21 protein-coding genes are annotated in these 22,921 nt (G+C 36.4%); 14 read left to right on the forward strand and 7 right to left on the reverse strand.

The features are described from left to right. Positions 1–33 precede the first annotated feature (33 nt). Both IPH66_00435 and IPH66_00440 read left to right on the forward strand, forming a co-directional pair. Entirely contained in the window at positions 34–2,298 is a 2,265-nt protein-coding gene (locus IPH66_00435; protein ID MBK7127818.1) for a TonB-dependent receptor, read from the forward strand. 1 nt (position 2,299) lies between these two features. Then, positions 2,300–2,509, forward strand: a complete 210-nt coding sequence (locus tag IPH66_00440; GenBank protein ID MBK7127819.1) for a hypothetical protein — start codon at positions 2,300–2,302, stop codon at positions 2,507–2,509. A gap of 19 nt (positions 2,510–2,528) precedes the next feature. On the opposite strand, the gene purQ is transcribed toward IPH66_00440, so the two are convergent. Both purQ and IPH66_00450 read right to left on the reverse strand, forming a co-directional pair. Continuing rightward, positions 2,529–3,218: a phosphoribosylformylglycinamidine synthase I gene (gene purQ, locus IPH66_00445; GenBank protein ID MBK7127820.1), complete on the reverse strand. Its 690-nt coding sequence runs from the start codon at positions 3,216–3,218 to the stop codon at positions 2,529–2,531. A 155-nt stretch (positions 3,219–3,373) separates the two neighbouring features. After that, positions 3,374–4,333, reverse strand: a complete 960-nt coding sequence (locus tag IPH66_00450) for a hypothetical protein (protein MBK7127821.1) — start codon at positions 4,331–4,333, stop codon at positions 3,374–3,376. Positions 4,334–4,389: 56 nt separating this feature from the next. On the opposite strand from IPH66_00450, the gene IPH66_00455 reads away from it, so the two are divergent. Beyond that, positions 4,390–4,581, forward strand: a complete 192-nt coding sequence (locus tag IPH66_00455) for a hypothetical protein (GenBank protein ID MBK7127822.1) — start codon at positions 4,390–4,392, stop codon at positions 4,579–4,581. 52 nt (positions 4,582–4,633) lie between these two features. On the opposite strand, the gene IPH66_00460 is transcribed toward IPH66_00455, so the two are convergent. Beyond that, the gene (locus tag IPH66_00460; GenBank protein ID MBK7127823.1) at positions 4,634–4,876 is read right to left on the reverse strand and encodes a hypothetical protein; all 243 of its coding nucleotides are present in this window, start codon (positions 4,874–4,876) and stop codon (positions 4,634–4,636) included. Positions 4,877–4,988: 112 nt separating this feature from the next. On the opposite strand from IPH66_00460, the gene fbp reads away from it, so the two are divergent. Next, positions 4,989–5,987 (forward strand): class 1 fructose-bisphosphatase, encoded by a 999-nt coding sequence (gene fbp / locus IPH66_00465; GenBank protein ID MBK7127824.1) that lies wholly within the window; start codon positions 4,989–4,991, stop codon positions 5,985–5,987. 100 nt (positions 5,988–6,087) lie between these two features. Here fbp and IPH66_00470 read toward each other — a convergent pair whose 3' ends face one another. Both IPH66_00470 and IPH66_00475 read right to left on the reverse strand, forming a co-directional pair. Further along, positions 6,088–6,894 (reverse strand): outer membrane beta-barrel protein, encoded by an 807-nt coding sequence (locus IPH66_00470; GenBank protein ID MBK7127825.1) that lies wholly within the window; start codon positions 6,892–6,894, stop codon positions 6,088–6,090. Between the two features lie 307 nt (positions 6,895–7,201). After that, positions 7,202–8,518: a hypothetical protein gene (locus tag IPH66_00475; protein MBK7127826.1), complete on the reverse strand. Its 1,317-nt coding sequence runs from the start codon at positions 8,516–8,518 to the stop codon at positions 7,202–7,204. A 152-nt stretch (positions 8,519–8,670) separates the two neighbouring features. Between IPH66_00475 and IPH66_00480 the strand changes: the two genes are divergently transcribed. The 3 genes from IPH66_00480 (at position 8,671) to IPH66_00490 (ending at position 12,309) form a co-directional block, all read left to right on the forward strand. Beyond that, complete coding sequence (locus IPH66_00480; GenBank protein ID MBK7127827.1) at positions 8,671–9,294, forward strand: hypothetical protein; 624 nt, start codon at positions 8,671–8,673, stop codon at positions 9,292–9,294. 88 nt (positions 9,295–9,382) lie between these two features. Next, a complete protein-coding gene (locus tag IPH66_00485) occupies positions 9,383–10,711 on the forward strand; it encodes a hypothetical protein (protein MBK7127828.1) in 1,329 nt (442 codons plus the stop codon). A 29-nt stretch (positions 10,712–10,740) separates the two neighbouring features. Next, positions 10,741–12,309 carry a hypothetical protein gene (locus IPH66_00490; protein ID MBK7127829.1) on the forward strand — a complete coding sequence of 523 codons (1,569 nt, stop codon included), beginning with the start codon at positions 10,741–10,743 and terminating at the stop codon, positions 12,307–12,309. Between the two features lie 27 nt (positions 12,310–12,336). Here the strand turns inward: IPH66_00490 and can are convergent, their stop codons facing one another. Next, a complete protein-coding gene (gene can, locus IPH66_00495; GenBank protein MBK7127830.1) occupies positions 12,337–12,993 on the reverse strand; it encodes a carbonate dehydratase in 657 nt (218 codons plus the stop codon). Between the two features lie 194 nt (positions 12,994–13,187). Continuing rightward, entirely contained in the window at positions 13,188–14,222 is a 1,035-nt protein-coding gene (locus IPH66_00500; protein ID MBK7127831.1) for an FAD-binding oxidoreductase, read from the reverse strand. Positions 14,223–14,288: 66 nt separating this feature from the next. On the opposite strand from IPH66_00500, the gene IPH66_00505 reads away from it, so the two are divergent. From IPH66_00505 to IPH66_00535, 7 genes are all read left to right on the forward strand, one after another. Continuing rightward, complete coding sequence (locus IPH66_00505) at positions 14,289–17,522, forward strand: tetratricopeptide repeat protein (GenBank protein ID MBK7127832.1); 3,234 nt, start codon at positions 14,289–14,291, stop codon at positions 17,520–17,522. Beyond that, positions 17,512–19,227, forward strand: coding sequence for a TonB-dependent receptor (locus tag IPH66_00510; GenBank protein ID MBK7127833.1), 1,716 nt, complete (start codon positions 17,512–17,514; stop codon positions 19,225–19,227). Before IPH66_00505 ends, IPH66_00510 begins: the two co-directional genes overlap by 11 nt. A gap of 225 nt (positions 19,228–19,452) precedes the next feature. Beyond that, positions 19,453–19,923, forward strand: coding sequence for a hypothetical protein (locus IPH66_00515; GenBank protein MBK7127834.1), 471 nt, complete (start codon positions 19,453–19,455; stop codon positions 19,921–19,923). 297 nt (positions 19,924–20,220) lie between these two features. After that, positions 20,221–20,886 (forward strand): hypothetical protein, encoded by a 666-nt coding sequence (locus IPH66_00520; GenBank protein MBK7127835.1) that lies wholly within the window; start codon positions 20,221–20,223, stop codon positions 20,884–20,886. A 359-nt stretch (positions 20,887–21,245) separates the two neighbouring features. Continuing rightward, positions 21,246–21,620: a type II toxin-antitoxin system RelE/ParE family toxin gene (locus IPH66_00525; protein ID MBK7127836.1), complete on the forward strand. Its 375-nt coding sequence runs from the start codon at positions 21,246–21,248 to the stop codon at positions 21,618–21,620. A 5-nt stretch (positions 21,621–21,625) separates the two neighbouring features. Continuing rightward, positions 21,626–21,925 carry a helix-turn-helix transcriptional regulator gene (locus tag IPH66_00530; GenBank protein ID MBK7127837.1) on the forward strand — a complete coding sequence of 100 codons (300 nt, stop codon included), beginning with the start codon at positions 21,626–21,628 and terminating at the stop codon, positions 21,923–21,925. Positions 21,926–22,228: 303 nt separating this feature from the next. Continuing rightward, positions 22,229–22,651 (forward strand): hypothetical protein, encoded by a 423-nt coding sequence (locus IPH66_00535; GenBank protein MBK7127838.1) that lies wholly within the window; start codon positions 22,229–22,231, stop codon positions 22,649–22,651. Positions 22,652–22,921: the final 270 nt, after the last annotated feature.

Consider the following 22,921-nt stretch of genomic DNA (forward strand, 5'->3'; position numbering starts at 1 on the left):
CAATATTGCAAAAAGAGATTTATATTTGCAACAATGTTTCAAAAATACAAAATATTCTGGTTGGTTATTTTGTTGGTTGTTGAATTTGGTGTGCAAGCCCAAACTTTCAAGGGTCGTGTATTAGATGTAGAAACTCAGCTGCCTGTGCCCTTTGCTACGGTTTTTATCAATGAACTTTCTAACGGAACATTTACGGACAGCGCAGGATATTTTGAATTTCAAAATTTTCCATCGTCTGAGGTCAGCTTGAAAATTTCAGCCGTGGGGTATGGTTCGTCTACTTTTCCCGCATCAATGAATATGACTCAACCCGTGGTGTTTTTTTTAACGTCAGCGCATATTCACTTGGATGAAATTATTGTATCAACTCCGTTTGGAAAATTACAACAAGAGAATGTAACAAATGTTGAATGGCGTCGCATCAATGAATTGAACAGAATTCCAAACATGACACTTTCTGATGCCATTGTAAATATTCCGGGTGTATATATTAGTAGTTTGGGTGCGGGAATTGGAAAACCCGTCATTCGCGGCTTAAGTGGCACACGCGTTCTAACTTATTTGAACGGGCTCAGAATTGAAAATCAGCAATGGGGAGATGATCATGGTATGGGATTAACTGATTTGGGTGTAGATGCCGTTGAAATAATAAAAGGCCCCGCATCTTTATTATACGGAAGTGATGCTTTGGGAGGTGTACTTTATTTTGTGAATGAACCGTATGCACATCTCAATTCGTTTGAAGGATATGTTCAAAGTCAATCTGAATCTAACAGTTTAGGTTCATCTAATAAAATTGGATTGAAATGGAATAAAAACGGAGTGAAGCTAAATTTTTTCGGGGGACATTCTTTTCAGGGTGATTATATAATGCCCAATGGATACCGAATTTTTGATTCGCGGTTTTCATCATCTGCCGCAAAAATTTCTCTGGGTTATAATAAAAAATTCTGGGTAGGTAATTTGCATTATGGTCTTGTATCTAGCTTTGTTGGACTCCCGGGTCATACGCATGATGATAGCCTGTATGCTGAACTTTTCTACAGCACTGAACCGGCCTGGCTAAAAACGCTGCCACACCAGTTTATTACCAATCATTTTATATCGGCAGAAAATAAATTCTATTTTGAAAATAGCACGCTTGAAATTTTGTTGGGATATACCATGAATCATCTGCGAGAGTTTGAAGAAAAATATACTATTCCCGGAATGGATTTGCGATTAACCAATAGTGTAGGTACTATCAAATGGAAAAAAGAATTAGGTAAAAAATTTGAATTTATTCTTGGCGGTCAAGGCATGTATCAAATCAATCACAACAACCCAAAAGCTGAAGAGACGCTGATTCCGGATAATACCAGTTTTGATGCAGGACTTTTCAGCTTGCTTTTATTTGAGCACAAAAATCTGACTTTTCAAGGCGGTTTGCGATTTGATTTGCGTAACGTTGAAACGAAAGAACCGTTCAATGGTTTTGACGCATTTAACAAACAATATCAAAGTTTTAATTACTCAGCCGGTCTTGCTTATCAAGCTGATTCATTAAGTTTCAGAGTAAACGTTTCCAGCGGTTATCGTGCGCCGCACACATCAGAACTATTGGCTAACGGCATACATCATGGGACATTCAGGTACACCATTGGAGACCCGGATCTTAAAACCGAATATGCAACACAAATTGATTTTTCAATAGGCGCACATTATGATCATCTTGAAATTATTTTTAATCCATTTTTTAATCAGATAAACAACTATATTTTTCTATCACCTCAAGATACCCTGATTGAAAATTTTCCGGTTTATCAATACAGTCAAAGTGAGAAAGCACAATTATTTGGCGGAGATTTTTCTCTGCACCTGCATCCGCATTTTGCACATTGGTTACATATTCAGTCATCTTTCTCATATATCTATGCGCAGCAACAAAATGAAACACCATTGCCCCTGATACCGCAAAACAGAATCAATACACAATTGAAATTTGAATTACACAGTCATCAGAAATTTTCACTTGCTGATATTGTTGTACAACACTATTTTTATTTTGCACAGAACAGAGTAACCACTTTTGAAACGCCCACTTCAGCGTATCATCTGATAAACCTTGGATTAAATTTTAAATGGATAACAAAACATCAACCCGTATTATTTCAGGTTGGTGTGAAAAATCTTTTGAATACTGATTATGTTGATCATTTGTCAAGACTCAAAAATATTGGGCTCAGCATGCCGGGTATCAATTTTTATCTTGGCATAAAATACAATTTTGAAAAACGACTCACTACTAAAAACAAATAATATGAAAACACGAAAATATTTTACCATCATTGCATTGGTTTCAGTAATCGTATTGTTTAGTGCATGCAATAAATGTCATGAATGTCATTATGATAAAGCCGGTGCAGAAGTTGAACTAGGGGAATATTGTAATGAAAATTTAGAAGAAGTTGAAGCAAATGGTTACACTGACTCAACCGGCACTTATGAAGTGCATTGCCATGAGCATTGAGAATGAAATAGCGAGAAAATTATTTCAAATTCGCCAGAATAGATTCAAAAATCAATTTACCATCTGTATTTGATAAATTTTCATCAGCTGCACGTTCAGGGTGCGGCATCATGCCAAACACATTTTTTGTTTTATTGGTAATGCCGGCAATATTGTCTAACGCACCGTTTGGATTTGATTCATCGGTTATATTTCCTTGTTCATCACAATATTTGAAAAGAATCTGATCATTATCGTACATTGATTTGAGTAAATCATCAGGTGCATAAAATTTACCTTCACCGTGCGCAATAGGAATTTTAAATGCCTTATTGTGATCAAGACTTTTAGTTATTGCCGCAGATTTAGAAATTGGTTTCAGAAAAACATTTTTGCAAATGAATTTGCGAGAGTTATTATGCATGAGTGCACCCTCAAGCAAAGGCGTTTCACACAAAATCTGGAAACCATTACAAACACCCATCACGTAACCGCCGCGCTGACCATGTGCAATTACCTCTTGCATGATTGGAGAAAAACGCGCAATAGCACCGGATCTCAAATAGTCACCATACGAAAAACCGCCCGGCAATACAATAAAATCACATCCTTTTAAATCCTGATCTTTATGCCACAAACGTTCAACCTTTTGTCCGAGCAAAGTACCCAGCGCATAAACCATGTCTTCATCACAATTTGAACCGGGAAAAGTAACTACGCCAAATTTCATTTCTTTGAGATTTTGATATGCAAAGTTAGTCAATAACCAAGAATGAGCGCAGTAAATTTCTGAACACTCAAGGTTCATTTATCAAAGACTCTTATGATCGAATGAATTCTTGTCGTTGGAGTGTCTTGTTCATGATTAAAAAACACCTTAGATGTTCACCCAAAATATATCATCAATAAACCGGCAATCAGCCATAAAATGGTGAGCATATCCATCATAAATCCAAATCGTGTATTGAGCAGGTAAACTGACAAAACAAACGAAGCAGGTAAATAAAATGAACAGTCAAACCGATTGAACATCAACCAAGACACGATAGACGAAATCAGCGAAAGCAAAAGAATATAAAGTACTATTTGAGATGTTTTTTTGAAGCTCACTACCTGCGAACGCATGACGCCAATAAACCCAAGTGAGCCAATGAGTAACAACAACAGGGCAAAACCGTAGGCAATTTGTTCAAACAAGGAAGGATTAAATTCAGATTCTATGAGCTTGAAGCTTGCTGTTTGAATGCTCCAGAAACCGGTTACAGCAAAGTGAATACAGACATGATAAAAAGATGGCAGTGCAATTCCTAGCAAAGCAATGAGCCATTCACGCCATGAAAAAGGACGAATAATTCCCAGGGTAATCCACGGAACGATGACCCACAAAGCCAACAGCGGATTAAATATCAAGCCAATACCAATCAATAAACCACTTGCAAAAGTTTGAGCCTTGGCTGAATCTTGCCGTTTAATCTGAAACAGAAAAGCCAAAGCCCCAATCAAAGCCAAATGCGCAAGCAAGGCCGGTGAAAATGTGAGGGTATTAAAAGAAATCAAACCACATACATAAATGAAACCGGGCAAAAAAGTATCTCGGGTAAAAAAACTGTTCCGGTTAAATACATTGTTGATTTGGTGCGCGTTGACTGAAATTAAAAGTACAGTTAAGGAATAATTAAACCAGGTTATTCCTTGAATATCCTGCATTAATTCCATTTGCCAGTTGAAAAAACAAACCGGTTCATCCGGTACATTCCATAGCATACCCGCGCATGCCAAGGCAATAATCACAGGAAGTGAGAATATTGCAACGGGCGTTTTGGATTTATATAAATTTACCGGCACGGAGTAAAATTAGTGCAAATAATTATTACATTTGCTCATCACTATTATATACTGTTATGAGTTTCGCAGATTTTTTCTACGCCCTTGGAGATGGTTTTTACTGGTTGTTTGAAACCACCCTTGAGCCAACCGGTGAACTATTTTGGAAAGTAGTTATGTTTGGCGGTTTTGGTGGATTCCTTTACTGGATGTACAGACAAGCGAAGTACAATAAAATGGCGAAAAACAATCCAAACCAGATTAAATAATTTATCCTTGATATCCGATTAAAGAAACCGCTCTGAAATTCAGGCGGTTTTTTTATGCACTCTTCTTTTCAGTTTTACTGAATAATTTTTTGAAAAAAGCGATGATGGGTTTTCTGAATACAATAAAAACGATGATGTACGGAATGGCCATCATGTAAAGAATGCCGGCGTTAATACCGGTTGCACCTTCTTCTTCTACCTCTTCTTCTGCTATGGCTTTGCACATGCTGCACTGTGATTTGAGATCTTCAATATAAAAGATGAAGATCAGGCACGTGAAAAAAATGCGCTTCAAATTTGTCATGTTGCAAATTTAGTAAATCCTGCCGGTGTTCTAAAAACACGAGCCGAATAGTTCACCTTTCAGTAAAACCCACTATTTTTGGAGCTAATCTAGCAAAATCACTATGGAGAATGTAAAAACCCTTGGAGAATTTATTATTGAGCAACAATCAGATTTTTCAGGTTCAACCGGAGAATTTTCAAGTCTGCTCAGTGCTATCCGACTTGCATCCAAAGTAGTAAATCAACAAGTGAATAAGGCGGGTTTGATGTCTCACATACTGGGTTCAGCCGGTGATATGAATGTGCAAGGTGAAGAGCAACAGAAGTTAGATGTGTTTGCCAACAACCAAATGATTAAGGCACTTACTCACCGTAAAGTAGTGTGCGGAATTGCTTCAGAAGAAAATGATGAATACATTCCAATCAACAATGACGGGCGTTATGTTATTGCCATGGATCCGCTTGATGGTTCATCTAATATTGATGTCAATGTATCCATTGGTACTATTTTCAGTATCTATCATCGCATTACTCCGGTTGGACATCAAGTGCGCGCTGAAGATTTTTTACAAACGGGTCGCAAACAAGTTTGTGCAGGTTATGTGATCTATGGCTCATCAACCATGCTGGTTTATACAACAGGTAATGGCGTGAATGGGTTTACGTATGATCCCGGAATTGGTGTATATTTTTTATCGCACCCCAATATGAAAATGCCTGAACAGGGAAAAATTTATTCTATCAATGAAGGAAATCTCAACCGCTGCAGTGCAGGTGTGAAACAATACGTTGAATATTGCAAACATATTGACCCTGCAAGCAAACGCCCTTACACCGGAAGATACATTGGTTCTTTGGTAGCTGATGTACACCGCAATTTATTGAAAGGTGGAATTTATATGTACCCTTCAACTACTGATGCACCGGCAGGTAAACTGAGGTTGTTGTATGAATGCAATCCGCTGGCATTTATCATTGAACAAGCCGGAGGAAAAGCAAGTGACGGACACCGCAACATCATGGATATTGAACCCACCGGTTTACATCAGCGCACTCCTTATTTTGCCGGTTCAAAAAATATGGTGGAGAAGGTGGAGGAATTGATTAAGCAAGAAAAATAGCCCATTTGAAATTTCCGAGAATAAATTCGGATGCGTAAATTCTTTCCTTCTATTGATTTTTATAATTTGGGATTATCTCTATAAAATCATAATAATATAATTACCTGCGTTCTGATTTATCCCAAAGTTTTATTGATACTCCAACATTGAAATTAAAACTTCTCACTTTGATTAATTCTGGTTGCCTCACAGCAACATCGCCTCCATGTATTCGCCCATAATTTGTCATTACACCAAGTTCTGAGTTTAAATAAAATCTATTATACAACGGAATGATGATACCGGTATTACACAACCAACCCAATTCATTTCTCACTAAAGAACTTTTATTGCCCGTATCCTGATTGAAATAGATCTGTGTGTATGTTTGTTCAGTATTCCAACCATTGCTATAAGTAACATATCTTTCAGTAACTCCGTCAAAATTTCCCTTGAACACTTTTCCATAATATAATCCGCAATTCAAATACCATTCCCACTTACCAATAGGCACGTGAAATTCGTACAACAATTTAGTATAAAGACCGTGAAGTTCAATTTCTGTTGTACTTAATTCACGCACTGAACTATAAGAAGAATAATACTCCTCATTAAATGTCGCAGTTCGATAGATATAATCACAACCCAAAACAAAATCAAAATGCTTGGTAAATCGGGTTCGAATAAAACATTGTGCATTGAATCCATAATCAGATTTTGAAGAAAATGAATAATATGGTTTGTAAGGCTCTCCAAAAAGATTAATATTAATTAAATGCCACTCTTTTTTTTCTTTCTCAAAAAAATCACTCTCAAGATAACCCGCACTAAAACCAATCTGAACCTGCGCAATTGACCAGTTCCAATTACAAACTAGCATCAAAGGCAAGAGCCATGTAAAAATATAATTTCTTGAAATTTCTCTCATTTCTTTATAGTTTAAATTTCATACCGAATGTAAAGAGATCTATTTATAGAAATTTATTGATTTCCGCAGGGTTCTAATATTTTATTGATTTCCGCAAATTGCGTAGTTACGTACTTTCAGAAGATGCCGCTATTCAAAATACACAAGATTCTCAAACTAAAACTTTGAGAAACGTATTAAGCAAGAAAAATAAAAAGGGAGCAGCGCCTTCTGCTCCCTCAAGGGTGTGATATTGGTTCTCAATCCATTTCCATGGCGTATCTCACTATTGCATGAGAATTTCAACGTTGTGTTCATCCATTTATCACTACCTGAATTCTGTCACCTTGTTTTTATAAATAATAAACGTGCGTGTACCGATACTAAACTTGTCTCCATTTTTTTTCAAGTGTAAATTGTCAAAGCTTTTTTGCATGGTGTGAATTTTATTTTTTGAATCTCTTGCCAGATTTAGATAGGTGGTGTTGATACCTAATGAGGCGCCGCACATGACAAATTCAATTGGAACTGTAATATTTTTCAGCAAACTGGTATCACGAGGCACCGCAAAATTATCGCAGATTAAAATTACCTTGGTGATGCTGTCATATTTCTCTATTCCATTTAAAACAGCTTCAAAATTATTTTCAGGAGTATCACCACCACCTCCTGCAGACATGCATGTTTCCATTGTTCTGAATAAAGTCAAAATATCATTGGTTTTAGCTGAATATACGCCTCCGGTTGAACCAATTTTTTTGCTTTCGTCACTCATCTCATTTCCATCATTAAAAAAAACGTAATGCTCTTTTTTTGTTGTATTCATTCGCAGGGTGTGCCACAAAACTAATTGAGAGTAATATGGATACATGCTTCCGGTCAAATCAGTAACAATTAATGTGTTTTTATCCATTTTGATTCGTCTCAACATTTCAATAACTGACAAATCACTAAGCGCATTATACGCTGTAAAAACACCTGCTCCAACTTTTGTAAGTACGTATCGCGCATTATAGTATTTTTTATCACGACCAATTGAATCATAATCCCATTGCACAATAACATTATCCACGGAAAGTTCTTTTGTGTAGGTTGCTTTTTGTTGTGATGTGATATTTCCAACCGTCAGGGTATCCACAATTTTTGGCTTTGTTAGCGAAATAGATTCAGTTGTTGCGTTTACCGTTCTATCAGCAATGGTTGAAATTAATCCTGAAAAAGATGTTGAAGATCTACCTAAAACTACCTCCATTGATTCATCAAAATAAACAATGAACCCATGAAATAATTTTGTGGCTTCTTCTTCAGTAGTTGCCGAGGTCTGATAGAAAACATTGCATTCACCTACTTGTGTTTTATCTATACCGGTGAAATCAAATAATCTATTCCATCTTTTTTCATCTAATGATTTTTGGTAAGAATCAATTTTAGTGCTGAAAGAACTTGCAACATAGTCAATCCGATAGACTTGCCCAATGGTAATTCCCGGTTTGGTTTTGGTGATGCTGTCAGAATCAAAACTCATGGGAATGTTGAGTGTTTTGAATGTGCCTCTTTCTTTCTGGTAGGTGTCAATAAATCTTGTTGTCTGAGCGCTTGCAATTCCTGCGAGCATGATCAGGAGTATAAGTGAATATGGTTTCATAACAAATAGTTGAGGTGTTTACTAGTTGAATGAATGAGAAATGAGAAAGTAACAAAAGAATTTTATTTTTAATTCTTATTTTGGGTAAAAATTTATCTATGCGTGTGTTTAATAAGTCTAACCTGTTACGCTCGTTGGGGCTAACTGTTCTGATGATTATTTTGTTTTCAATAATTCGTCCCGCCACGTTTGATGGCTTGTTTTTCATCTTTGTTGAAACTTTGGTTTTATGCTCTATTGTTTTTGTGATGAGTTTTATAGCTAAAGATTTTTTAGATGGAATGATGCAAGTACTTGTGAGTATTTTTGTTATTCCGATAATGCTTTTTTTTGTCGCATGCGGCTTTTTTTTGGTACTGTTAATATTTAGTGGTGGACCTGAATATGCTGCTCAATCAGGACAACCTTTACTCAGCTTATCATGGTCTTTGATAGATGATCCTGCCGTGGCAACGTCGGGCATTATTTCTTACCTGGGTTCTGATTTGATTTGGATAATTGTTTTGCTAGTTTTCTATTATGTTGCGTCCATTTTCTGGTTGAAGTTTTCTCAGAAAAAAACCGTGCTTGATTTATGGTTCTCAATGAAAAAACAATTCATGCTGCAATCAATCACCCTGCTGCTTGCCGCTTTATTTGCCAGCGTTATCTTGAGTGCAGGTATTGGTTATTTTGATCAACATCCCTGGTTTGCATATTTGATCATTATCGTCTTCAGATTAATGATTGAGTTCTGGAAATTTTATATGGAAAAACCAGAGGTAAAGCAGAATTAAATTAAATCATTCAGGATTAAATCAGTTGAAAAATTGTAAATTCACTCCACCATTTGCGGATTGGACAATGATGTAAATGATACTGCACATGAAATATTGGATCAATTTCTCTTTCGCTGTCTTGTTAGCTTTTACCGGACTTTCACAAACTCAAAACGCGATATTTCCAAACAAGCAAATTCGCTTCAATTTTTCTGAGGATGGGAAAGAATATGCCCGCCTCACGTTCCTGAATCAAACATGGATCAGATACACTGATGCGAATCCGGGAACAACGGTGAACGGCTATTCTCAACGCCATATTTTTGACATTGGATTAAGGCGGACCAGAATTGTATTATCCGGGAAAGTATCACCACGTAGTTTTTTCTATGTGCAGTTTGGCATGAATAATTTCACCTACAACACAAAACATTTTTCAGGATTTTTTATTCATGATGCGCTTTGTGAATTCGTCCTGTATCAAACAAAATTATCCATTGGTGCAGGCTTGTGTGGATGGAATGGCCTATCACGTTTCTCAAGTCAGGCAGCAGGAATGATATTAGCACTGGATATTCCACTTTATCAACTGGCTACCATTGAAACAGACGACTATTTTGCACGCAGATTAAGTCTATATGCAAAGGGCAAGTTGGGTAAACTGGATTATCGTTTGGTTGTTTCAAAACCTGCTGCAATAGTAAATGCAACGGCGACAGTTAATCCCTTGTCTCAGGTTTCTGACTTCTCTCCATTGCCGGCAAAATTGCAAACGCATGGCTACTTCATGTATCAGTTTTTTGATCAAGAAGATAATACGGTACCGTATACCGCAGGCACTTATCATGGTAACAAAAAAATATTCAATTTGGGTGCGGGATTTTTTTATCAACCAAAAGCAATGTGGCATCTTGGCGCAGCAAGTGACACACTTTTTAGTGATCTTATCTTGCTGGCTGCTGATGTTTTTATGGAGATACCTTTGCATGAAGAAAAGAAAAACACCATCTCATTTTATGGTGCATTTAGCCGTTATGATTTTGGACAGAATTACGTGCGCAACGCGGGCATCATGAATCCTGCGAATGGAGTGTTGGCGGCCAATTCATCGTTCAACGGTGCAGGTAACGCATATCCAACCTTTGGTACTGGTAACACCATTTATCTTTTACTTGGATACATGATGAAAAAGAATCTTATAGGCAGTGGCACGCTGCAATATTTTGTCGCCAGTCAGATTTCTGATTTTGACCGATTTTCTGATCTAATTGTCATGTATGAATTTGGCGTGAATTGGCTCATAACCGGTGGACATCAGTCAAAGGTTTCAGCCAATTTGCAAATGCGCCCGGTCATTAATAACTACGGTATTGGTTTTGAAACCTATTCGCATCACCGCGCCATGGTTCAATTGCAATATCAAATATCATTGTAATAATTGATTATTTTTGATTTTTCTTGCTCATGAAAATCACGCAATACTTCACAAAAAATTGGGAACATAAACTGTTCTTTATTGCAGTGGTTGCATTTGCATGTCATTTTTTTAAATACGTATATTTTGTCACCGGTGATGGCCCGGCACACATCTATAATTCACAGTTGCTGACTGATTTAGTGTTTGCTTCTCATGGTGAATTGAACCAATATTATCACCTCAATAATATTCCCGTTCCCAACTGGACAGGTCATTTTATTTTGAGTTTGCTCGGTCTAATTTTTCAAGCTGCATGGGCTGAAAAAATATTTCTCTTCCTCTATTTTATTGGATTACTTTTTTCCTTCCGCTATTTTGTTCGCGCTTTCAATCCAAATGCCGGCATCATTACTTTACTCATTCTGCCATTTGGTATGAGTGTTTTTTTATATTCAGGATTTTACAATTTTTCCATTGCATTTGTTTTCATGTTGTTTGCCTTGGGATATTTTTTAAGATTCAATAAAAAAATTACTGTTAAAAATTGGCTGGTTCTTGCACTGCTCTTGCTCTTAGTGTATTTTTCTCATCTTGCTGTATTGATGGCATGTTTGCTTTTTATGGCAGTTTTTCATTGCAGGAATTTAATACTTGATATTATCATCAATAAACAAGCTGCAGTGATACCTTGGTTGAAAAGATCCTTTGCTTTGTGTTTGACTATTCTACCGGTAATGATTTTGGTTTATTGGTATTCACGCATTCATATTCCGGGTGAACTATACACGTATCTGCCTTTTGAAAATTTGGTTAATATGCTTTTGAATGGAGAACATTTGGTGGGGCATGGCGCAGGTGAGCACCCGGCTACGCGTATCAATGTTTTGCTGTGGGTCTTACTTGCATTGATTGGAGTAATTTTTCAGATCTTATTTTTTTTCAGAGACAAAAAAAAATCTCCCGGTTTGATTCTCCTATTTTTAGCATTGATCAGCTTGATATTTTATTTTATTCTGCCTGATAATGATCATCGCGGCGGATATATATCTGTGCGTGTATTGTATTTGTTTTATTTATTGTTGGTGGCATGGATTTGTACGCTACCGCTATCATGGAAGTTTGCCTTGCCGGCCGTGATAACCACCGCTATTTTATTAATTATTCAGTTAGATATACGCGGTGAAGGACAAAGAGCGCTGAGCAAATGGGCACAACGCTTGGTTGAAGCTTGTGATAAAATTGAGCCAAGTTCAACTGTCTTGCCAATTAATACATCAAATCACTGGCAGGCGAGACATTTATATGGTTATGGTTGTTTTGACAAGGAGGTAATTTTCTTGGCAAATTATGAAACGTCACACGTGTATTTTCCTGTGCGTACGATAGAAAATTCACCTCTGCCTGTGATACGAGCCAATGATCCAAGCTATGCCTGTTCTCATTTTTTCAGTCAACTCAACAACACAACATCTTTACCGGATTATGTGCTTATCTATGGATTTTTTGAAAACCCCATCAACCAAAGCTGCGGAAATTGCAATACAGATAGTTTATTGAATGAATACACCCTAATCTCTGAAGATGACTTTTACCGACTTCTGAAATTTGAAGAGTAAACACCTGACATCCGGAAAGGTTAAGAATTATTTATTTTTTTTTTTGCGCAACGGTTTGTATTGGTAAATATCATCCAGTTTTTTACTGTTGTTTACAGATACTTTCAAATCTTTGATACGACCATTTTCTAGACTGTACACCCACCCGTGTATGTAGGGATATTCACCTTGATGCCATTCTTCTTGAATGAATGAGACTTTAGAAAGATTGTGCACTTGTTCAATCACATTCAGTTCAACATAACGGTCAAATCTTTTTTTCTCATCTTTGATTGAATCTAACTCTTCTTCATGTAAACGATACACGTCTTTTATATGCATGAGCCAGTTGTCAATGAAACCAAAATGCTCATTACCCATAGCAGCGGCAACACCTCCGCAACCATAGTGTCCGCATACAATAATGTGTTTTACTTTTAGAATTTTTACTGCATAATTCACCACGCTCAGCAAATTTGCATCAGTGTGAATTACCATGTTGGCAATGTTGCGCTGCACAAAAATAGCACCGGGCAAAGTATTGGTAATATCACTAGCAGGCACGCGGCTGTCAGAACATCCAATCCATAAAAAATCGGGAGACTGGGCCTGAGCAAGTTTTTTAAAAAATCCCGGCTTTCTTTTATTGGTTGCCTCAACCCATTTTACATTTCCTTCCAGTAATTTTTTTATTAATTCACTCATGGCTTATCGCTTTGTCTCAAAGATAGTACTCAAATTTTAATTTTGACTCGTCAATATGTATACCATCATATCAACGTACACTTCTACTAAAATTTATTTTATTCGTTTAATCTAATTCCATGCTCTAGATGCCAAAGGGATAATATTTTACTCAAGTGAATAGTGAACCAATCAATAATCCCGAAGGGATGACATTATATCAGCCGTTTAGAGAATCTTGAAACATTCACATCATCATCCGGCTGATGACCATGAACTAAAAATTCAGCTAATTGATTCGCATAATATGGTGCCAGTAAAACACCTTTTGTTCCAAGTCCGTTGAAGAGAAAACAATTCTTTTGCCTTGGATGTTGACCAATCACCGGACGTCGGTCAGCAATGGTGGGTCTGATGCCTGCTTCATGATTTATTAAGCGATACGAGCTTGAGATGAGATTTTCCAATTGATTGAGCAATTCTTTTTTCCCTTCAGTTGTTGGAGTAGGTGCTTGTAATTCCCAATTATACGTTGAACCAACTTTGAATTGTTGACGACCTATTGGCAAAATAAAAATGTTTTTTGAAATGATATCCTCTGTTATCAAGTCAGGAATTTCAAGGGTGAGAATATCGCCATGCGCCGGTTTCATGGGAATTTTTTTGAAATACGGATTAGTTGTCACCAAACTGCCTTCACAAAAAATAAATTCAATTTCAGGAGATTTTTCCACTTCATCGTAGTTGAAAAGAGTCTGTTCAAATTGGATATTTTCAGCAGATAATATACTTTTTACACTGCTTAAGAAATTGGCAGTATTTAAATTCCCGGGAGTTTTTACAAGCCCCGCACTATAAGGCAGTGCAATGCCTTTTATGATATTTTTTTCTGTGAAGTCTATATAATTTTCAAAAGCTTTTTCCTGCATTTTCATTCCCCAATTATTTTGTTCTTCAATACTTGAAAAGGGGTGAATAATATTTTTTTTACTGAGGAGAGAATTACCCGATAGATATTCAATTTCATGATAAAATTGAATGGCAGCCGGCAGCGTTGAATCTACATTCCATGTTTTTGTGAGGCGTTTAAAAACTATGGGATTGATTAGTCCGGCTGCAACTCGGGTGCCGAAATTATTATCTGAATCTATGACAGAGAACGAAACCTTACGCTTGAATAATGCCATCGCGAGACATGCTCCGGCAAGTCCCCAGCCAATGATTTGATAGTGTTTTTTGGAATTTACCATGGAATTCGGATACAAAAGAATAAAAATTATTCCAGCTGGTGTTCAGTTCTATTAAAAGCGATAAAGATGAATATAATTGTCCGAAGAAAAATTTCTTGTACCAATTCTAACATTGCTGCGTTTATAACTTTCAAAAACCACACTCAATACCCCTTCTCATCCGGCGTACTTTTACAGGTTGATACATTGCAGGCATACTACCTGAAATTATTGACGCAATTGATTTGCAGGATGAAACAAATTGGATTGATACTGCTTTTATTCTTTTCTGTGCAAAGTTTATTTGCGCAGCAATCTGAGCGTTATACGGGTGATTACACACGTTTTCACACAGCTGAAGATTTGTACGAGAAACAAAAATATTCTGCAGCGCAGCAAGAATTTAATTTGTTCATGACTGAACTCGGTGATGCAAACGATCCCTTTTTCATCAAGGCAAAATATTATCACGCTTTGTGTGCGCTTTACCTTTTTCATGCTGATGCTGAAAAACTTTTGCTCGGCTTCTTGGCTGAATATCCTGAAAGTATTTACCGAATGGACATTTATTTTGAATTAGGTAAACACTATTATAGAAAGCGAGATTACAAAAAAACAATCACCTGGCTTTCAAAAGTTGATCCTTACGAATTGAAAGATGAACAAAAAGGTGAGTATTATTTTAAATTGGGGTATGCTAATTTTCAAGAAGAGGATTACAAGGCTGCTCGCAACGCATTCTATGAGATCATCAATGCAGATACGGAATATTACGGTCCGGCTTTGTATTATTATTCTCACATTGCCTATACTGAAAAAAGTTATCAAACCGCACTTGAAGGATTTCTGAAATTGGAACATGAACCTTCATTCGTTGAAACAGTGCCGTATTATATTGCGCAAATATATTACCTGCAGGGTAGATTTGATGAGTTGATTGCTTATGCCCCTTCTATTCTTGATTCGGTTGATACTAAAAATTCTATCGTGATTGAGCAGTTGGTTGGTGATGCATTTTATCAGCAAGGGAAGTATGATGAAGCAGTCCCGTTTCTTGAAAGCTATAACCGTAAAAGTGCAACAACCCGTGATGATGATTACCAGTTAGGTTACGCCTATTTCAAAAGTGATGATTACATCAACGCAGTAAAAATGTTTGATAAAGTTGCAAAAACAAAAGATGAACTTGGACAAATTTCACTCTACCATATTGGCGAGTGTTATCTGAAACTAGACAATCTCTATTACGCGCGTAATGCTTTTGAACTTGCGTCTACCATGCCGTTTGATGCTCAGGTTGAAGAAGATGCTCTTTACAATTATGCCGTGCTCTGTTATAAATTAGATTTTAATCCATTCAATGATGCGGTAGAGGCGTTTAATCTTTATCTCACAAGATATCCAAAATCAACCCGTAATCAAGACATTCATGAATACCTGGTGAATATTTACACCACCATGAAAAACTATCCGGCTGCATTAGCTTCGTTAGACAAAATTGAAAATAAAGATTTCAAATTGAAAGTTGCATACCAGATCATGGCATATAATTACGGGGTTGAACTTTTTCAAAATAATGAACTAGATAAGTCAGTAGAGTATTTTAAGCTGACAAAAAAATTTCCTTTAGATCCGCGGCTGAATGCATTGAGTTTGTATTGGATTGCCGAAGTGTATTATCGCAAAAAAGATTTTCCAAAAGCCATTGCGGCGTATCGTCAATTTGTTGAAGAGCCCGGTGCTTATGGTCTTGAGCAGCACAATGATGCGTATTACAATATTGGATATTGCTACTACAACCAGAGTGATTATTTTAATGCCGCTACTGCGTTCAGAACGTTTACACAAAGCACTACTGAAACTGCTAAAGACAAAATTGCTGACGCCTATCTAAGAATTGGCGATTGTTATTTTATTCAAAAACCGGCTGATGATAATAACGCAATTTTGTTCTACCAAAAGGCCATTGATGTGGGTGCAGGTCAAGTTGATTATGCTAAATATCAGATTGGATTATCGTATGGATTTCTTTCAAAATATCCTGAAAAAATTTCTATCATGATGGATATTGTGAACAATCATAGGGGTTCAGTTTTCATTGTTCCTGCCTTGTATGAGGTGGCTGAAACGTATCGTATTACCGAAGATCATTTTAATGCCAAGCGATATTATAATCAGTTGTTGTCAGATTATCCAACACATAACTATGCCGTAGATGCGATGTTTCAATTAGGTGTAATTCATCATACCAATAAAGAATTTCAAACTGCTGAAACTTATTACTTGCGTGTTGTGAATGAGTATCCAAATTCAACCAGATACAAAGAAGCGCTTGAAAGATTAGGTGATTTATATTCTGCCATGGGGCAACCTGAAAAATATTTTGCCTTGTTGAATGATCACAATATTCAATTAGATGAAGCAGAGCAAGACGAAAAATATTTCCTTTCTGCTATGCGACAGTTTGAAGATTCATCTTATAGTGCTGCAATCACCGGGTTTGAAAATTATCTGAAAACCTTTGCTCGTCCACAAAAAGAGCTGGAGGCAAATTACTATTTGGGAACATCATATTACCGTACCGGCAACAAAGATGCTGCTGTGGCTGCATATAAAAAAGTACTGGATAAACCAACATCACTCTATACTGAATCTGCCGCATTAGTTGTTTCTAAACATGAGTATGATTTGAAAAATTATGATGCCGCACTTGATGCGTATAAAAAATTAGAAATCTCTGCAAGCTATGCACAAAACAGGTTGACGGCAAAAATTGGTTTGATGCGTTGTTATACTTTTCGCAATGAATTGGATTTTGCTAAACCTTATGCGCAGGATATTATCAGAGATTCACTCAGCTTAGACAATGTAAAAATTGAAGCAAATTATGTGATTGGTAAAGCAGAATTTGAAGATGGAAATTTTGATGGCGCACTGGATTATTTGCTCTATGTTTCTTTCAATAGTACTGCGGCTATTGGAGCAGAATCACATTTTCTGATCGCGTATATTTATCACTTGCAGCAAGATTACAGCAGCTCAGAAACGGAAGTGAGAGCCATTGTAAAAAAACGCTCATCGTATAGTTACTGGGTTGCAAAAGCACTTATTCTTCAAGCAAAAAATTCTATGGCAATTGAAGATTATGTGCAAGCTGAATACACCATCAATTCGGTTTTGGATAATTATAAAAATCAAAACGATGGTATTCTTGAAGAAGCGCGAGCTGTGAAAGAAGAATTAATGAATCGCAAAAATCAGCAAAAAAGTATTCAGATTGAAGATGGTGGAACTATAGAAATAGGAGGTGATGATGATTAGAACTTCAGTAGCTATATGGTTTGCTTTTGTTTGCTCAGTCAATTTATTTGCACAAGAGGATCCACAAATATGGACTAACATTACCGTGGGTGAACGCGTCATTACACCGGCGTATCGCATTGCTGAAAACCCTGTGGTGTTTGACACCGTTATTGCTAATCAGGTGACACAGTATCCTTTGTTATCACGTCACATGAAAACTGATATCATGGTGACTCCAATTGAACCTGCAAAAATTAAACTGGTTGAAAAGTTAGATAAATTGTATCCCGGATATGTGCGCTTGGGCATTGGTAGTTATGCCAGTCCGCTGGGTGAATTTTATTACAATTCTATGCGTAATAGAAAAGTGAATTACGGCATTGCACTGAAACACAATTCTTCTTTTGGCAATATAAAAGATTATGCGCCATCAGGTTTTGATCAAACAAGTGGTAAAGTATTTGGCGATTTTTTTTCAACCAATTTCCGCTTTCAGCCTGAGTTTAATTATCTCAATCATGGGTATCATTATTATGGTATTTCTGATACAGCAAATTTGATTGGAAAAGATTCACTCACCAACCGAGTGCAAGGTATTGGCGGTAGTTTCCGCTTTTCAAATTATACTAGTAAAGACAGTGCACATCTCATTTATTCAATTTATACACAGTATAATTATTTTCATGAATTTCAAAATGACCAAGACAGTTTAGGTCTCAACGGAAAAAATCATAGTTATAGTATTGGAACAGATATGCGTTATCGTTTCAAGAAAAATATTTTTGCTGTTCATTTTGATATCAATTACAATCAATATGATTATCGTTTTGCTGATACGGCTTTCTTGCCTGGTTATTCTGAACATGAACAAATCAATTGGTTGATTCATTTGCGTCCGGTAATCTCAACGTATGGAAATAAATGGAAAGTAACTTACGGAGTTGATTTGAGTCTTGACACGCCATCTGATACAGTATTTAAAGTAGTGCCGGTGGTTGAAGCCAAATACAGTTTGTTCAATGACATGTTTATTCCTTATGTTGGAATTGATGGTGGTGTAAAACAAAATTCGTTCAAAACACTCAACCGTGAAAATGAATTTATACTCAACAATGTGAAATTATACAATACAAAAACCATGAATTTCTATGGTGGAATTAAAGGGACCTTGTCAAAAACAGTTTCGTTTAATGCCCGTGTATCCTATAAAATGATTGATAATTTACCACTTTTTGTGAATGATACCGTGTTGAGTGATGGATACAAATTCAGAGTAATTTACAATGATATCAATGTGTTTACGATTGACGGATCTCTGTCATATCAAAATGGTGAAAAACTGAAAATTGATTTGATGGGAGAATACAATCAATACAAAAGCACAATAGTTGGTGATTTGTATAAATACGCTTGGCATTTACCAACCTACGTGTTCACGCTGAGAGGGAATTACAATTTGTATGATAAAATTTATGTAAAAGCTGATTTTGTTCTGAAGGGTGGTCGCAGAAGCCCTTTTGGTTTATATGATGCTGACGCTGCCTCTGCTGATGTTGATCTAGGAATTATTGCTGATGCCAATTTACATGTTGAATACCGTTACAGCCGCCGCCTTTCAGCATTTCTGCAATTCAATAATCTGGCTGCGCAACGCTATCAACGCTGGTATGGGTATCCTGTACAAGGCTTTCAAGTTATGGGCGGAATTACCTTTGGTTTCTAAATTTAGTTTGGGATAAAATCGAATTGAGTCAGTTGTTGCATGCGCTGCCAAACATTCAAGTGAATAAAAAAAAAGATTGGTCAGAATTGTACAAAAACAAAACATATCAATAGAGATGTGATATGGGTTAACGTGCATAACATTGCAAAAGATAAAATGAATAAGTTTGGTTTTTTGGGAAAGATTGATATATTTATTGATGGGTTATAACCCATTTTGACGGACATGAGATTATACTGCATATTGTTTTTCATACTTTTAATTGCGGTCAGTTGTAACCAAAATTCTTCTGATACCGCGGAATTTGTTGATGCATCATCTTCTATGTTGGATGACTCTGCTAATATTCTACCAGAATTTGACGAAATTGAACTCATCAAATTATTTCACGAAACGGAAAGAAACGGAACGAAAGAACCGCATTACCAACATTCAGGTGAAGACCGATTTCAAATTTCCAACAGCACCTTTGATGAACTTTTGATAGAATATGATCAGACCAATCTCCAAATACAAGGGGACAGTTTAGCTTCGTTTATAATTAAAAGTACCAGTATCCTTGAACCAGAACAAAGGATCGTTTATGATTTTGGTGCACAGCCCGGAAATTATGGTGATTTAAAGATCACTGGAGCGTCCTATAGCAGACTACAATTTTATGAGCGCTGGTACTATGAAGAAATTGGCTTCGATTAAACAGGTTATAACAGCAACTAAAACCTAAATGCGCTTGCAGGTTTTCTAATTGTGGTGGCTTTACTCTCTTCCGCCAACCAAAAAATTTTTAACGCAAGACGGATTAAAAATTTGTTGGCTCGGCTTGTCAGTTAACATCAAGTTCAGTATCTTCGATCACCAGCGACGCAACTGATTTTAACCTGTCTCCGTTAGCGTTGATATACAAAAAATAGACAAGTAACTTCGAATAATAATTCATCATCATAATGCGCTGTTTTAACTATCATTTATCATCAGAGAGACTTAGATTTAAATATGATACGTTTTATAATTCCATTGGTATTTTTATCGAGTCAAGTTTATGGACAAGACTTAATTTATGATACGATATTCGCAGAACAAATTTCATCAAAAGATGAGCGCTATGAAAATTCTATAGAATTATATAAGAAAAGTGAAACTTGGAGAATCTGGACTTTTCCAATGGAGAACAAATATGATTCGGTTATCACCACAATCAAAGAATGGCCTTACAAAATTCAGAACATCAACGATTTTGATTTAAATACTTCTTGGACTAAATTACAAACTGACTCAATAAAAAAAATACAATTTGAGTTCAAATTTGATTCCGGAAAAAGATTTTATTCAAGTGCATACCAATTTTTCGGACAAATAAATCTGTTTAACGGAAATCTTCAATCCATTACTGAATGGGAGAAACACGGACGAATTAAGACTTTAAGGATCATCTACAACGAAATTATTATATGCTATGTAATACTGATTGACACATGGCAATTCCAATTTTTTAGTATCGAAAAATACTTTAAGAATAGATACTTAGGAAAATATTTAACTGCCGAATATGAAATAAAGACAGGGGACAAAATAACCTTTGAAGTGGTAGATTATTATCCAGGAACGGTATTTAAAGACATTTCAATCTCCGAATTTCAAATTGAAGGGGCAAAGAACTGAAATTAAACCAACGATTACACCACACGCTATGTAAATCCTTAAGCCCTAACCTCAGCGCTCACCTTGGATTGAATATGTCAAAAATCTAATTTTTTATGCTGTTAATTGTTAGAAAATTGTGTTGGCATTTTGAGCAGTAGTAGGTATTAAACTGATCCAAAGCAAAACATATCAATAGAGAGGTGATATGGGTTAACGTGCATAACCTTGCAAAAGATAAAATGAATAAGTTTAGTTTTTTGGGAAAGATTGATATATTTATTGATGGCTAGCTGTGACTGCAAAAGCATTTAAAGCGACCAAATTTTTCGTAAAACAGAGTTGTACAATCGGACAACTTTGCTTATCTTTGTATCGTTATGAGTGAGATTAAACTTAGGAAAGTAGAATTGTACAAGAATTACTTTTCGGACTTTTATGCATCACAAAAGCAGAAAGTAAAGGACAAAATCATATGGACCTTCAGAATAATTGAAACTCAAAAACAAATTCCGACCGACTATTTTAAACACATGGAAGGTACGGATGGACTTTATGAAATCAGAGTTAAGCAAGGAAGTGACATTTATCGGATTTTTTGTTTTTTCGATGACGGAAAATTAATTGTGCTTGCAAATGGTTTTCAGAAAAAATCGCAAAAAACACCGAAGTCCGAAATTGAACGCGCATTAAAAATTAAGAAAGAGTATGAGCAAGAAATGCGAGGCATTCACGAATTCAAAAAAATTAAATAAAAGCTATGAGTAAAAGTAATTTAAAAACACTTGACCAATTTGTTGAAGAACAATATGGCAAGAAAGGAACTCCCAAACGTGATAAGCTTGAGAAAGGTTATGAAGCGTTCAAACTTGGCTTTCTAATTCAGCAGGCTCGACTTGAAAAAGGAATGACTCAGGAAGAACTTGCCGAAAAGTGCGGAACTAACAAAGGTTATATTTCAAAAATTGAAAACAATATTAAGGAAGTGCGCATTTCGACTCTTCAGAAAATAGTTGAACTCGGACTTGGTGGACATCTTCAGCTTTCCATCAAACTATAACAACAAGAATACAAAACCACAGCTAACACAGGCTGCTATGTAAAGCCTTAAGCCCTAACCTCAGCGCTCACCTTGGATTGAATATGTCAAAAATCTAATTTTTGATGCTTTTAATTGTAGGAAAATTGTGTTGGCATTTTGAGCAGTAGTAGGTATTAAACTGATCCAAAGCAAAACATTCAATAGAGATGTGATATTGGTTCATGTGCATAACCTTGCAGAAGATAAAATGAATAAGTTTAGTTTTTTGGGAAAGATTAATATATTTATTGATGGGTTAGCAACAATTTTAAGCGACAAACTTTGAACAAAGACGAACTACAAAAAATCATTGACCAACTCGAATCAAGCAATTCGAAGGAAGACGCTTATTTTGGGATATTTGACTTCGGCCATGAATCTGGCGAGAGTTTTGTAAAAGCTAATAAAGAAGGACTAGAACTTTTTGCCACTGAGTTGCTCAAAGCTTCACGGGACGCAGATGAAATAGTCGCCGACGAGAAAAAGAAGATCATTAACGTTGAATATAATGCCGCATGGATCGACGGTGACACTTTGATTCAATATGTTCAACCATCGATTGAAAAACGTGTCAATGCAAAATTCGAACCGCCGAAACAGACTTGGTTAGGAAGGATCGCCGGAGCTGGTTGTTTAGCGTTAATCCTTATCGCTGTCGCAGCTTTTGCAATAGGACTATTTACTATGTTCTCATGGCTGAATTGAACTCGACTAAACAGTGGCTAACACCACATGCTATGTAAATCCTTAAGCCCTAACCTCAGTGCTCACCTTGGATTGAATATGTCAAAAATCTAATTTTTTATGCTGTTAATTGTTGGAAAATTGTGTTGGCATTCTGTGCCGGAATTTTTCACAACCGTACATTATAATTCGAGAAATATTCTTACTCGACACTTTTAAGGTTGAGCCAAACGGGTTGCAAGTTTGATCGTCGTGTAGGCGCAGGTCGCGCCCTGCGCCTACGTCATGAAT

The organism is Crocinitomicaceae bacterium (assembly GCA_016708105.1).
Lineage (GTDB): Bacteria > Bacteroidota > Bacteroidia > Flavobacteriales_D > Crocinitomicaceae > JADJGJ01.